Genomic DNA, 12,889 nt, shown 5'->3' on the forward strand with positions numbered 1-12,889 from the left:
GTCAGTGCGCCAGGGCCCGTTCGAGCTGAGCCTTGTTCATCTTCGACCGGCCCTTGACGTTGCGCTGCTTCGCCTCGTTGTAGAGCTGGTCGTAGGTCCGGCCGCCGGCACCCTTGTGCGAGCGCAGACCGCCGCGCCGCCCCGAGGAGATGTCGTGGGTGGAGGAGCGGCTCGCGGTCCTGGACTCGCCGTGCCGGGCCCGCTCCTTGTTCACCGTCCGGGCGGCTATCTCCTCGGCCTTGTCCTCGCTCACACCACGCTTCAGCTCGCTCTCCTTGATGTGCTCGTACTGCCGCTCGCGCTTCGGGCTCGATCCTCGGGGCACGGCCGCCCGCCTCCTCCGGTCACCGGTCTTCTCCGCCGCGCCTACCCGGGTACCGCCGGCCGACACGGACACGGCGGATGTCTGGCCGGGGAGCAACCGGGTAGACGCTGGGCGCCACCCTGACGACAGTTCGGAGCTTCCCATGCACGGAACGAGTCCGGCCCGGACGACCAGGATCCGCAGAGCCCTACGGTTCGGTGTCGAGGAGGAGTTCCTGCTCCTGGACCCGGTGAGCCGCCGCACGGTGCCGGCCGCCCCCGAGGTCCTGCCGCTGGCCGCGCGGCGGCTGGGCCCCCGCGCCCAGGCGGAGTTCCTGGCCACCCAGGTGGAGGCGTGCACCAGACCGGTGATGACGGCCGGCGACCTGGGCGCCGAGCTCGCGGCCTGCCGCGCCGCGCTGACGGCCGCGGCCGATGCCGTCGGCTGCCGGCTCGCGGCCAGCCCGCTGCCGGTCCTGCCGAGCCACCACCCCCTCCCCGTCACCGGAACCCCGCGCTACCACCGCCTCGCCGCGCACGTGGGTGAGGCGGCCGACCAGGTCGGCGGCGAGCTGTGCGGGTGCCACGTCCACATCGGTGACCTCACCCGCGCCGAGGCCCTCGCGGTGAGCGCCGCCGTACGGCCGTGGCTGCCGGTCCTCCAGGCTCTGAGCGTCAACTCGCCCTACTGCGAAGGCGCCGACGGCGGCGCCGCGTCCACCCGGGACCTCCGCTACGCGGCCTGGCCGACCCACGGGCCCGCCCCCGCCCTTGACGAGGACGGCTACGAGCGGACCGCGCGGCGGCTGGTCGCGGACCGGGTGATCCTCGACCGCAAGATGATCTACTGGTACGCCCGGCCCAGCGAGCACCTGCCCACCCTCGAGTTCCGGTTCGCCGACACCAACGCCGACGCCGAGACCGTGGCGCTCCTCGCCTGCCTCCTGCGGGCACTCGTGCACGTCCTGCTCGGCGGCGGGCCCCCGCCGGCCCGGCCGGCCGCGTGGCACCCGTCCCCGGCCGACCTGCGCGCGGCCCACCACGCGGTGGCGCTGCACGGCCTGGCCGCACGGTGCCCGCACCCGCTCACCGGCGACCCGCGTCCGGTCGTGGAACTGCTGGAGGACCTCATGGCGTTCGCCGGGCCGGGGCTGGGGTTCCACGGCGACGAGGCGCTCGCCCGCCGGCAGCTGCGGCGCCTGCTGACGGGCGGCACCGGAGCCTCGCGCCAGCGCGCGGTACACGCCCGCAGCGGGTCACTGGCGGACGTCGTCGACGACCTGGTGGAGACCACCGCCGCCGGAGCGCGAACCGTCCCCGCCCCGGCGCCGTCCGGGTGACCCGAGCGGCGCGAGCTTCGTTCGCGACCCCGGCGGGGCGGGCCTACGCTGGGGTCCGCAGGCGGGCGAGGCCCGCCGGGCCGAGACCGTCCCGCCCCTCGTGGCGCGGAGCCGGGAGGTGCGCGGTGACCGAGGACCCGGAGGAGCGGCCCGTCCTGGAGGCCACCGTCGACCGCCTGCGCGCCGAGGTCGAGGGCCTTCGCCGCGCGATGCGGACCAGGGGAGTGATCGAGCAGGCCAAGGGCGTCCTGGTCGCCAGACTGTCCTGCACCCCGGACGAGGCCTTCGAGCGTCTGTCCGCGCTCTCCCAGCGCAGCAACCGCCGCCTGGTCGACGTCGCCGCCGAACTGCTCGGCGTCGCCGTCCCGCCCGACACCCCGTCAGCACCCGGGCGGCCCGCCGACCAGCCGGGCGCGGCGACCGGCAGGACGGAGCTCCGTCCCGCACCGGCCGGGCAGCGCGATTCCCAAGTGCGGTCCGTGCTACCCGAGTTCCCGCCTCAGGGCTTCGCGGCGCGGTTCCACCTCGCCGCCTCGGCGCTCGCTTCGGCCGACACCCCGCAGGACCTGGCCCGGCTGCTGCACGAGGTGGCGCTCGCCCCGCTCGGCGTCGGGGCGGTCGTCCTGGCCCTGCTGGAGCCCGACGGCGCGCTGCGTCTGACGGGCAGTCACGGCGTCTCCGCCCAGCAGCTCAGCCAGTGGCAGCGGATCCCGCCGCAGACCGCCGTCCCGCTCACCGAGGCCGCGCAGCTCGGCACCACCGTCTGGGTGCAGAACCGGGCCGAGTTCGCGGTCCGCTACCCCGACCTCACCGGTGAGGACCTGATCCCCGGCCGGACGGTCTGCGCGCTGCCGCTGCGCACCGGGCGGCGACTGCTCGGCGCGATGAAGCTCGGCTGGCCCGAGGAGTACCGTCCGGACCGGGCCGCGAGCCGGTACCTCTCCGCGCTCTCCCGGCTGGTCGCCGCCGAGCTGCCCAGGGTCCTCTCCACCGGCCCGGAGGGCTTCGGGCAGCTGGAGCCGGCCACCGAGCCCTGGTTCCGGGCAGTCCTGGACGCGCTCCTCGACCCGGTCCTGATCCTCAACGCCATCCGCGAACCCGGCGGCAAGGTCACCGACCTGCGGGTCGAGCACGCCAACTCCGCGACCGTCGACCTGGCCGGCCGGACCGGCGGTGACCTGGTCGGCCGCCGGGTCACCGAGCTGTACCCCGGCATGGTCGCCTCGGGCACCTTCCAGCAGCTGCTGGCCGTCGCCGCCACCGGCGTCCCGTACGAGGCGGAGGCCGAACAGTTCGTCGAGATCGTCGGCGGCGCCGTCCACGCCTCCGCCATGACCCTGCACGCCACGCCCTTCCTGGACGGCGTACTGATCAGCTGGCGCACCCACGACGAGCAGGACCGCAGCGGCAGCCACCTGGCCCAGGCCCAGAAGCTCGCCCGGCTCGGCACCTGGAGCTGGGAGCCGGGCGCCGACGGCCTCACCTGCTCCGCCGAGACGCTGCGCCTGCTCGGCCTCCCCGAGGAGCCGACCGGACGGCTGGCCCCGGCGCGGGCCCTCGCGGCCGTCGCGCCGCACGACCGGGCGGCCGTGCGCGCGGCGGCCGCCGAACTGCTCGGCGGGCACACCCCGGCGACGCTCGAGTTCGAGGTGCCCGCCGAGGGCGGCTACCGCAGCATGCGGGCCCTGGCCAAGGCGGTCCTCGCCCCCGTCGGCTCCCGCGAGGTGTCCGCCGTCCACGGGGTGGTGCAGGACATCACCCCCTGGCGGCGCGCCGAGCAGGCGCTGTCGAGCACGCGCGACCAGCTCGCGGCCCAGCGCCAGCGCGCCGACACGGAGCACCGCGCCGTCCGGGCACTCCAGCACGCTCTGATGGACGCCCCCGCCGGGCCGCTGCCCGCCGGTCTCGAGACCGCCGCCCACTACCTGCCCGCCGAACGCGAAAGCAGGGTCGGCGGCGACTGGTACGACGTCCTCGGCATGCCCGACGGCACCGTCCTGGTGGTGGTCGGCGACGTCTCCGGCCACGGCCTGCACGCCGCCGCCTGCATGGCCCGGCTGCGCCACGCCCTGCGCGGCATCGCCCACGACGGCGCGGACCCGGCGCACTCCCTCGACTGCCTCAACCGGATGCTCTGCCACGAACGCGCCGACTTCATCGCCACCGCCGTGTGCGGACGCCTCGACCCCGGCACCGGGACCCTCACCTGGGCCCGGGCCGGCCACCTGCCCCCCGTCCTCGCCCGCGAGGGCACGGCCGACCCGCTCGACCCGCCGAACGGCCTGGTCCTCGGCGTCAGCCCCCGCGCCGTCTACCGCAGCGCCGAGCTGCGCCTGCTCCCCGGTGACACCCTGCTGCTGTACACCGACGGCCTGGTGGAGCGCCGCGGCAGCGACCTCGCCACCGGAGTGGGGCGGCTGGTGGAGGCCGTCGAGGAGTACCGCGTGCCGTCGCTGCCGGGCCTGCTCGACCACGTGCTCCGCCGGCTGGGTGCCCCTAACCCCTTGGACGACACCTGCCTGGTCGGTCTGCGGGTCGTCGCCTGAGCATTCGGACCGATGTGGGCGGACCGCGGTTCGCCACCCCCTGAGCGGGTACAAGCAGAGCAGCCGTAGCCTGAAGCAGCCGGGCCGAGCGCTCTCCTCCATGCCCCCGACCCGCCGGCCACGTCCGTGGCGGCACCAGGTCGGCGAGGGCATCCCCCCGGAACGCTTCGGGAGTTGACCCCCATGTCCGCGCCTGCTGTGACACCCCCCGCTGCCCAGATCCCGGCGAGTCCCGCCATCGAGACGACGTACCGCCCGACCGCGTGGGAAATGCGGTCCATGGGCAAGACCGAGGCCCGCGCGATGAGTGACGCGCTCCTGCGCCGCCTCCGTGAACTGGAGCCCGGATCCCCGGCCTACAGCTACGTCCGGGGCACCGTCATCGAGCTGAACATGCCGCTCGTCCGCTTCGTGGCGTCCCGCTTCCGGCACCGCCCGGAGGAGCTGGACGACATCCTCCAGGTCGGCACCGTCGGCCTGATCAAGGCGGTGGACGGCTACGACGTCGACCGGGGCGTGGTCTTCGTGACCTACGCCATTCCGACCATCTCCGGCGAGGTGAAGCGCTTCTTCCGCGACACCTCCTGGCCGGTGCGGGTGCCGCGCAGCGTGCAGGAGCTGTACCTGCTGGTGGCCCGCGGCTCCGACCGGCTGGAGCAGGAGCTGGGCCGGCTGCCCACCACCGAGGAGAGCGCCGCGGCCCTCGGCCTGACCCGCGAGCAGGTCGACATCGGGCTGACGGCGGGACGGCTCTACCGGGCCGACTCCCTCGACGCGCTGCGCGACGAGGACTCCGACGACCGGAACAGCGCGCTGGTCGACCGGCTCGGCAGCTGCGACCCGGGCATCGAGCTGGTCGACCTGCGCGAGGCGGTGCGGCCGCTGCTGGGCCGGCTGTCGGAGCGCGAGCGGACCGTCCTGCTGCTGCGCTTCTGGGGCAACCACAGCCAGGCCGAGATCGCCGCCCGGATCGGCGTCTCGCAGATGCACGTCTCGCGGATCCTCTCCACCACCCTGCACCGCCTCCGGGCGGAGGTGGACGGCGCGACTCCGGCCCGCTGAGCGGTAGGAGGCGGAAATACGGGCAGGCGCCCGGTGAACTCCACCCGACCTAGGAGGAGCGATCACCGTGCGCCAGATCCCGGCACTCGCCGTCGACCTGGACGGTCGCACCGGTTCGGTGCGCACCGCCCGGAGGGCCGTCCGCCGCTTCCTGGACGAGCTGGCCGGCGGGGCCGGGCCCCGCTTCCGGCCGCAGACGCGGATGGACGTCGAGCTGGTGGTCGCCGAGCTGGTCGCCAACGCCTGCCTGCACGCCCCCGGCCCGAGCCGTCTGCTGGTCTCCGCCTGCGCCGGCCTGGTCGAGGTGGCGGTGGAGGACACCAATCCCGAGCTGATCGTCGTCGACGACCTCCCCCCGCCGGCCGGCTACGGTCTGCTGGTCGTCACCCGGCTCAGCCGCGGGGTGCACGTCCTGCCCGTGGCCGGAGGCAAGATCGTCGAGGCGACGGTCGTGGAGGAGCTGTGAGGGTGTGGTGCGGCCGAGGTCATCGCCTCCTGCACCGCCACAGCACCGGGACGCGGACCGCGAGGAGGGCGAGGGTCGCCGCCCAGACCGGGGAGTACAGGCCGAGCGCGGTGGCGGTGCGGGCATCGGCGGCGGCCAACAGCAGCGCCACGGACAGCGCGAGCAGGACGACCAGCACGTAGCCCGGCACGGGCCAGCGCGTAGCCGGTGCCGGCCGCCCACCGTGGCAGCCTGCGGCGCATGGTGGCCGGCGCCAGTACCGTGCCGGGGTCCAGCTCGGAGCCAGGCTCCTCGGCCCAGTGCTCCCACTCCCGGGCAAGCGTGCGCATCAGCTCGGTGACCTCGACGGCCGGCACCGCCAGTCCGTCCCCGAGTCCGTCGATCAGCGGGACACTCAGCCGATCCACCGCCCTCACCTCCTGCCGAACGCGCCGGAGCCTCGCAGTCGCGTCTGCCCGGGGGCCGGGGTCGAAACCTGTGAGCCCGGGGGCGCATGCGGGCTCCCGCGCGGGGCAGACGCCCGAGCGGCTCGACCGGTGCAGCAGGGGAGTGACCATGAGCAAGATGCGACAGTCCGCCGGCGGCGCAGTCGACCGTGCGACGGACCGCGCGGCCACGCTGCTCGGTCTGCTCGGTCTGCTCGGCCGGCCGCTGAAGGGAGACCTGGGCCGGCTGAGGTGCCACCTCCGCGGCCCCGCCCGCCGGCCCCGCCCGGTGTCGGCGGTCGGGGCGGCGGAGGACCTGCCGTGACCACGGCGCGGACCCGCTCGCGGGGCGGGTCTCCGGACCGGAGGCGGGGGCAGCTGCCGGAGCGGGTGGAGGAGCAGGGGCGCGGCCGGAGCGAGACGCCGGACGAGCGGGCGGACCGGCGGTGGACGGAGCTGCTGCAGGAGGTGCGGGTGGCCCAGACCGGGGCGCAGATCCTCTTCGGCTTCCTGCTGAGCGTCGTCTTCACCCCCCGGTTCGCCTCGCTGGGCACCTTCGACCGGACGCTGTACGTGGTCACCGTCGTGCTCGGTGCCATGGCGACCGGCGCGCTGATCGCCCCGGTCTCCTACCACCGGCTGCTCGCCGGGCGGCGGCTGAAGCCGCAACTGGTGGACGCGACCGCCCGGTTGGTCGCGGTCGGCGTGGCGCTGCTCGCGCTCACCGTCGGGTGCTGTCTGCTCCTGCTGCTGCACCTGGCGCTGGACAGTGCCGCGGCCGGCTTCGTGGTGGCCGGGGTGATGGTGTGGTTCGCGGTGTGGTGGGTGCTGCTGCCGTGGCTGCTGATCCGCCGACACGGGCGCGCGCGGTGAGACCGGCTCCACGTGCGGGTGGGGCCGGGCAGGTCAGCGGCCTATGGTGGAACGGTGGACCGCTGCCGTCGTCCCCGAGGAGTGTTGCGATGGACGTGTCCGATACCCACCTCGGGGTCACGGTCCAGGTCCGCCGGCGGGTCACGGTGGTGCGGCCGGAGGGCGAACTGGACCACGATTCGGTCGCCCCGCTGCGCGACGCTCTGGAGAGCGCGCTCGCCGACGGGGCGCAACGGCTGGTGGTGGACTGCTCGGGCCTCGCGTTCTGCGACTCCACCGGTCTGAACCTGCTGCTGCGTACCCGCTTGGCCGCGCGGGAGTCCGGAGGCCGGCTGGAGCTCGCCGCACCCGGCCCCGTGGTCGCCAGGATCCTGCAGGTCACCGGCGCGGACGAGCTCTTCACGGTGCACCCGGATCTGACGGAGGCACTGGCCGAAGGCGAGAGCGGTGACAGCGGGTGAACGGTGGCGGCGCACGGTCGCCACGGACCTGCCGGCCCTGGTCCTCCACATCGCCGGTGCCGCCGACCACGAGGCCGCCAAGACTTCGAGGCGGCACTGTCCGAGGCGATCGCCCGGGCCCCGGTCCTGCTGATCGTCGACCTCACCGCCCTCACCTTCTGCGACTCCGCCGGCACCTGGATGGTCCTGGTCGGAGCGGGACCGCAGCTGCTGCACCTGCTGGCGCTCACCGGCACCGACCGGCTCCTCACCATCCGCCCCCACCTGCGCGCGGTCCGCCCGTCCGTCCCGGCACCCGGATGAAAGCACGTGGCAGCCGGCGGTGTCCGCTGAGCCCTCCCGAGCCGTCCGCCCGATCCCTGTGCCCGGCCGGGTCAGGGCGCCGGGGTTGACCCCGGCAGGGGGGAGCGGAGCGAACTGCGGTGCGCCCGCCAGCTGCTGACGAGGTGCCGGGCGAGGCGGTCCTCCAGCAGGCCGGACGCCGCCAGCCCGAACGCGACGTCCGCCTCGACGGCGGGCTCGTCGCGCAGCAGCGCCTCGATGACACCGTGCCGCACCAGCTGCTCGTGGACGGCGTCCGCCTCGACGTGCTCCAGGTAGAAGGCCGTCCCGGCCGGCCCGGCGCCGAGCCGCTCGAACGCCTCGGCCAGGCGGGCGGATCCGGGGGAGGAGGTGATCTCGACCCCCGCGAACTGCCCCACCAGCGCGCCCCGGTGCTTGCGGTGCAGGCCGAACAGCGACATCAGGTTGACCACCGCCAGCCCTGTGGCGGGCACCGCGTCGAGGTAGTGGCCGTACCCGGTCTCGAGGCCGAAGTCCGCCATCATCGCCGCGAACAGAGTGGAGTGCACCCGCTCCGGGCGGCCCGCGCCGTACTCGTCGTACTCGATCGCCAGCAGTGCCGCCTGCGCGGCGCCGTGCAGGCGGGGGATCACCCAGGCCTGCGGATCGGCCTCCTTGAGGTGGTAGAGCGAGCGGTGCACCAGGTACTCCCGGGCCTGCCACCGCCGGCCCTCCTTCAGCAGGACGTGCGAGGGCCCGTCCCCGTCCACCGGCTCCACCAGGAGCGCGTCCAGCTGCTCCGCCAGTGGCGCGACCGGCCCCAGCTCGGCCCGTACGGCGGCCAGGAAGCGCTCCTCCAGCCGGTGACGGAGCGTCAGCAGCCCCGGATCCCACTCCCACTCCGGATCGACGCCTGCGAAGCCCCGGTAGTGGAGCTCGTAGCAGAGGTAGAGGGCGAGCTGGACGTCCTCGTCCCACCCCGAGGCCGAGCCGAACTCGGCGGGCACCGGCCCGCCGGCCGGCGGGCTCCCCGCCCTCAGCAGGTCGGTCACCGCGCCGGAGAGCGGCCCCCGGGCCCGGGGCAGGCGCGGTTGCGGACCTGCTGCGCTGACACCCATGGGTGGATCTCCTCCCTCGGACGCGGACCACCGACGGACCGCGCCTACCCCGCTTGCCCGCTCCGAACCTCACGGCCCGGCCCGGGGGAGCTCAGGCGGCGCCCGGGGCGCCGCGCAACTCCAGCACGCAGCACTTCGGACCGCCGCCCGCCTTGCCCAGCTCACCGACGTCCACCGGGCGCGGGACGTAGCCGCGGGCCGCGAGCTTGCCGGCCAGCGCGTGCGCGGCGGCCGGCAGGACGACCTCGCTGCCGTCGCTGATGGCGTTCATCCCGGAGGCGGCCGCGTCCTCCTCGCTCGCCTCCAGCGCGTCGGGGAAGAGCTGCCGCAGGCGCCGGCGGCTGCGCTCGGAGAAGGCGCCGGGCCAGTACATGACGTCGTCGGCGCCCAGGACCGCGAGTGCCGTGTCGAGGTGGTAGAACCGCGGGTCCACGAGGGTGAGCCCGACCACCGGGTACCCGAGGTACGCCTGCGTCTCGGTGTTGGCGGCCGGGGCGGTGCGGGGGCCGTTGCCGGCCAAGAGCACGCCCCCGGCCAGCAGGTGGTCGCCCTCGCCCTCGTTGACGCTGACGGTGCGTCGCACTGCGCCGTCGCCGAGCGCCTCAGCCGGCCCAGGCCGCGACCGCCTCGGTCAGCCGCTCCCGCTCCTGCTCGTACTGCCGCTTGCGGTGGCCGTTGGCCCCGGAGGGGTGCGGGAAGCCGAGCAGGCAGCGCTCCGCCGCGAGCCGTCCGGAGCCGACCGCGAGCTGGACCGCCTCGGTGGCCGCCTTGCCGAACGGGATCACCAACGCCTGTGGCATCGCGGCCAGTTCGGCCCCGAGCACCTGTTCGGCGAAGGTCCGCAGCACCGGAATCCTGGTCAGCCCCGAGCCGTTCCAGTTCGCCCCGTCGACGAACACCGCGTGCCCGACCGCCGAGGTGAACGCCGCCACCCGCTCCTGCGGGTCCCAGAGCCGCGCCGTGGTCGCCAACCCGAGCGCGTCGGCCAGGCCGATCCCGTCGAGCATCGCCACCGCGTGGGTGCGGATCGCGCCGCCGAACGCCCCGGTCTGCTTGGCAAGCCTGACCGCCTCGTCCGGCTCCACCCCCGCCAGCAGCGCCGCCCTGGCCGCCCGCACCGCGAGGTGGAGCTGGCGGCGGCCCGGGGTGATGCCGACCAGTGCCACCCGGGCGGCCGGGGCGATCCGGTCGAACGGCACGTAGTAGATCTCCCAGCTCCGCCCGCCCAGCGTCTCCTGATGGAGCAACAGCTCCGGCCGGCTCACCGACTGCTCGTCCAACCCCTCGGGCAGCGCCCGCAGCACCGGGGCGAACCGCTCGATGCACCACTCCGCCGAGAGCGGCCCACCCGCCGGCACCTGCTGGTACGCGCACACGTGCGGGGCGTCGACCATCGCACGCCTCCTCTCCCCTGAGCACTCGCGACGACAACGACCTTAGACCGACCGGCGATTGGGGGCGGCGTCGGGCAGAGATGATCACACAAGTGGTTGAGAAAGGCTTTGCCCAGAGTTTGACCGGCACCGACCGCGGCGGGCGTGGCCGAGCGGCTACGGCAGGCCGCCGGACGCCCCCTGGCGGCCGTGGTCCGGGGCGGGCCACTCGTGCTGCCGCAGCAGGGCCAGGGCGTACAGGAGGTCGCCGGTGCTGGTGAGGTGCGCACCGGTCCGGTCGTGGACCTCCCACGCGCCGGACGCGGGGTGCGCGGTGCCGAGCGGAAGGGGGTGGGTGGGGTCGGTGACGTCGTCGAGGCGGACGGTGCCGGTGCCGGCGGCGGCCGCCGTGTAGGTGCGGCCCATGCACTTGACGACGGTGGCCAGTTGGGTGACCTCGCCGAGCAACGGGACCTGGTCCGCCTGCGGGGCGAGGGTGGGAGCGTGTTTCATGATCGCGACTTTCCGTGACGCCGGGGATTCGCGGAGTGACTTTATCCCAGCGTGTCCGTACGGTCCTTTACCTTCCGGGGCCTCCAAGGGCGGATGGGCCCTGACGGAGCCTCAGCCGGCCAGGTCCCGGCGGGTGAAGAGGGCGAAGGCGGCGGCGATCCCGGCCGCGCCGACCAGGGTCAGAAGGCCGAAGGAACCCCAGGGCACGGTGCCGTCGGCGAGTGCGTCGCCCGGGGTGTAGTAGTGGAACGGGCTGGCGTAGCGCAGGGGCCGGGCCGGGTGCCAGGCGAGGGCGACGAAGTTGAGCGCGAAGCCGACCGCGCCGAGGGCGACCACGGCGCCGATCACCTGGGCCCGGCCGCGTGCGACGGCGGAGACCGCGAGGGCGGGGCCGGCGAGGCAGAGCGTGAAGGCCAGGCCCAGCAGTCCGGCGGCGAACACGCCGCTCAGCGGGACGTCGCGGTGGAGGTCCGGGGCGAGCGCGACCCCGGCTGCGACGGTCAGGGTGGCGGCCAGGTTCAGCAGCAGCGCGGCGGCCAGCACCGCGGCGGTCCGTTCGGCCAGCAGCCGCGTACGGGAGACCGGACGGACCATCAGGAGTTCCAGCGTCCCCGCCTCGGCGTCCGCCGCCACGGCCGCCGCGGCGAGGGAGCCGACGGCGGTGAGCTGGATGGCGATCCAGAACGGGTGCACCAGACCGGCCCCGAGCAGCCCGGGGCGGCTGGCGATCGACACCTGGCCGGCCGAGCCGCTGAACGCCTGGAAGGCGCCCGGGGGTTGCTTGCCCGTACCGGCGAACAGCTGGGCGGGGGAGAGGGTGCCGGTGATCACCACGATCAGCACCTCGAACAGGACCATGCCCAGCACCAGGGCCGTGAGCATCGTGCGCCGCCGTTGCAGGGCGAGCCGGAAGAGCGGGAACCGTCGTCTCCTCATGACCCCTCCTCCGTGGTTCCTCGGTAGAGGTCGAGGAAGGCCTCGTCGAGGCCGGCTTCTTCGACGGTCAGGTCGGTGACGGGCAGGGTGAGCAGCCCGCGCAGGGCCTGCGGCACCTCGCTCGGCGGGATCAGCAGTTCGACCCGGTCGCCGGACCAGCGAGGTGACCACTCGTCGGCCCGGCCGAGCGGGCGGGTGCCGAGGCCGTCGGCGAAGACCAGCCGGACCCGGCGGGCGCGGGCCTCGCGCAGCTCGGTGACCGCGCGCACCGTCACCAACCGCCCGGCGCGGATGATCGCCACCCGCCCGCAGGCGCGCTGGACTTCGGGCAGGACGTGGCTGGAGAGCAGGACGGTGCGGCCGGCCGCCCGGGCCTCGGCGAGCAGTTCGAAGAAGGTCTCCTGGACCAGCGGGTCCAGGCCTTCGGTCGGTTCGTCCAGCACGGCGAGCCGCGGTTCGTGCTGGAGGGCTTGGACCAGGCCGAGCTTCTGCTTCATCCCCCGGGAGTACTCCCTGACCGGCCGGGCCAGGATCTCGGCGGTGAGGCCGAGCCGTTCGCAGAGCTCGCCCTGACGGGGCGTCGGGGCGCACTGGAGGTCGCTGAGCAGACCGAGGGTCTGACGGCCGGTCAGTTCGGGGTACAGGCGCAGCTCGCCGGGCAGGTAGCCGAGCGCGGGGGCCAGCGCGCCGTGGTCGGCGATCGGGTCCAGGCCGAGGGCCCGGACCCGGCCGGAGGTCGGCCGGAGCAGGCCGGTCAGGCAGCGCAGTACGGTGGTCTTGCCGGCGCCGTTCGGCCCGAGCAGGCCGAACACCTCGCCCGCCTCCACCGTGACGTCGAGCCCCTCGACGCCGACGGTCCGGCCGTAGTGCCTGGTCAGCGCGGTGAGCTCGATCGCCGGGTCTCCTCCGGCCATGCCGCACCTCCTCGTGTACGGATCCACCGCCCGCCGGAGCCCGCTGTGGACGTGACCACGTTGTTCCCCGGTGGACGTGGGTCATGCCGCTCCGGCAGTGGGAGGCCCGCCGGCGTTCGAGGCGTGGGCATCTGACGTGACGTCTGTTCGGACGTGTGACCCCGGCGTGGGGACAACGGCGTTCCCTCACCCGATCGAGTGAAGGGCCGCTTCCGGGGGCCGGGGTGGGGACATAGCGTCATGGACTCGTCCAGGTCGGCCGTTCGGTGCCGCCCGG

General features: G+C 74.8%; 16 protein-coding genes. 8 read left to right on the forward strand and 8 right to left on the reverse strand.

Translation table 11 applies throughout. From position 1 onward, the window contains the following. Position 1 precedes the first annotated feature (1 nt). Positions 2 to 325, reverse strand: a complete 324-nt coding sequence (locus ACZ6ZR_RS22040; RefSeq protein WP_465644746.1) for a plasmid stabilization protein — start codon at positions 323 to 325, stop codon at positions 2 to 4. 142 nt (positions 326 to 467) lie between these two features. Here ACZ6ZR_RS22040 and ACZ6ZR_RS22045 point away from each other — a divergent pair, with 142 nt between their 5' ends. The 4 genes from ACZ6ZR_RS22045 (at position 468) to ACZ6ZR_RS22060 (ending at position 5,717) form a co-directional block, all read left to right on the forward strand. Further along, a complete protein-coding gene (locus ACZ6ZR_RS22045) occupies positions 468 to 1,643 on the forward strand; it encodes a carboxylate-amine ligase (protein ID WP_465644748.1) in 1,176 nt (391 codons plus the stop codon). A 125-nt stretch (positions 1,644 to 1,768) separates the two neighbouring features. Continuing rightward, on the forward strand, positions 1,769 to 4,189 hold the full coding sequence (locus ACZ6ZR_RS22050; RefSeq protein ID WP_465644750.1) for a SpoIIE family protein phosphatase: 2,421 nt from the start codon (positions 1,769 to 1,771) through the stop codon (positions 4,187 to 4,189). A gap of 279 nt (positions 4,190 to 4,468) precedes the next feature. Beyond that, positions 4,469 to 5,251, forward strand: a complete 783-nt coding sequence (locus ACZ6ZR_RS22055; protein ID WP_465644752.1) for a SigB/SigF/SigG family RNA polymerase sigma factor — start codon at positions 4,469 to 4,471, stop codon at positions 5,249 to 5,251. A 67-nt stretch (positions 5,252 to 5,318) separates the two neighbouring features. Next, positions 5,319 to 5,717 (forward strand): ATP-binding protein, encoded by a 399-nt coding sequence (locus ACZ6ZR_RS22060; protein ID WP_465644754.1) that lies wholly within the window; start codon positions 5,319 to 5,321, stop codon positions 5,715 to 5,717. Between the two features lie 19 nt (positions 5,718 to 5,736). Here the strand turns inward: ACZ6ZR_RS22060 and ACZ6ZR_RS22065 are convergent, their stop codons facing one another. Next, positions 5,737 to 5,907, reverse strand: a complete 171-nt coding sequence (locus ACZ6ZR_RS22065) for a hypothetical protein (RefSeq protein WP_465644756.1) — start codon at positions 5,905 to 5,907, stop codon at positions 5,737 to 5,739. Positions 5,908 to 6,272: 365 nt separating this feature from the next. Here ACZ6ZR_RS22065 and ACZ6ZR_RS22070 point away from each other — a divergent pair, with 365 nt between their 5' ends. From ACZ6ZR_RS22070 to ACZ6ZR_RS22085, 4 genes are all read left to right on the forward strand, one after another. Beyond that, entirely contained in the window at positions 6,273 to 6,467 is a 195-nt protein-coding gene (locus tag ACZ6ZR_RS22070) for a hypothetical protein (RefSeq protein WP_465644758.1), read from the forward strand. Further along, positions 6,464 to 7,015, forward strand: coding sequence for a DUF6328 family protein (locus ACZ6ZR_RS22075; RefSeq protein ID WP_465644760.1), 552 nt, complete (start codon positions 6,464 to 6,466; stop codon positions 7,013 to 7,015). The genes ACZ6ZR_RS22070 and ACZ6ZR_RS22075 overlap by 4 nt, the downstream gene beginning before the upstream one ends. An 89-nt stretch (positions 7,016 to 7,104) precedes the next feature. After that, complete coding sequence (locus tag ACZ6ZR_RS22080; protein ID WP_465644762.1) at positions 7,105 to 7,476, forward strand: STAS domain-containing protein; 372 nt, start codon at positions 7,105 to 7,107, stop codon at positions 7,474 to 7,476. A 3-nt stretch (positions 7,477 to 7,479) separates the two neighbouring features. Next, complete coding sequence (locus ACZ6ZR_RS22085) at positions 7,480 to 7,779, forward strand: STAS domain-containing protein (RefSeq protein ID WP_465644764.1); 300 nt, start codon at positions 7,480 to 7,482, stop codon at positions 7,777 to 7,779. 71 nt (positions 7,780 to 7,850) lie between these two features. Here the strand turns inward: ACZ6ZR_RS22085 and ACZ6ZR_RS22090 are convergent, their stop codons facing one another. The 6 genes from ACZ6ZR_RS22090 to ACZ6ZR_RS22115 all read right to left on the reverse strand — a co-directional run bounded on the left by ACZ6ZR_RS22090 (position 7,851) and on the right by ACZ6ZR_RS22115 (position 12,612). Next, positions 7,851 to 8,876, reverse strand: coding sequence for an iron-containing redox enzyme family protein (locus tag ACZ6ZR_RS22090; protein ID WP_465644766.1), 1,026 nt, complete (start codon positions 8,874 to 8,876; stop codon positions 7,851 to 7,853). Between the two features lie 91 nt (positions 8,877 to 8,967). After that, positions 8,968 to 9,459 carry a dimethylarginine dimethylaminohydrolase family protein gene (locus ACZ6ZR_RS22095; protein ID WP_465644768.1) on the reverse strand — a complete coding sequence of 164 codons (492 nt, stop codon included), beginning with the start codon at positions 9,457 to 9,459 and terminating at the stop codon, positions 8,968 to 8,970. A gap of 19 nt (positions 9,460 to 9,478) precedes the next feature. After that, the gene (locus ACZ6ZR_RS22100; RefSeq protein ID WP_465644770.1) at positions 9,479 to 10,270 is read right to left on the reverse strand and encodes a hypothetical protein; all 792 of its coding nucleotides are present in this window, start codon (positions 10,268 to 10,270) and stop codon (positions 9,479 to 9,481) included. Positions 10,271 to 10,426: 156 nt separating this feature from the next. Continuing rightward, entirely contained in the window at positions 10,427 to 10,762 is a 336-nt protein-coding gene (locus tag ACZ6ZR_RS22105; protein ID WP_465644772.1) for a hypothetical protein, read from the reverse strand. Between the two features lie 111 nt (positions 10,763 to 10,873). Further along, the gene (locus tag ACZ6ZR_RS22110; RefSeq protein WP_465644774.1) at positions 10,874 to 11,698 is read right to left on the reverse strand and encodes an ABC transporter permease subunit; all 825 of its coding nucleotides are present in this window, start codon (positions 11,696 to 11,698) and stop codon (positions 10,874 to 10,876) included. Continuing rightward, positions 11,695 to 12,612, reverse strand: coding sequence for an ABC transporter ATP-binding protein (locus tag ACZ6ZR_RS22115; RefSeq protein WP_465644776.1), 918 nt, complete (start codon positions 12,610 to 12,612; stop codon positions 11,695 to 11,697). Before ACZ6ZR_RS22115 ends, ACZ6ZR_RS22110 begins: the two co-directional genes overlap by 4 nt. Positions 12,613 to 12,889: the final 277 nt, after the last annotated feature.

It is taken from the genome of Kitasatospora sp. NPDC088742 (genome assembly GCF_055584905.1).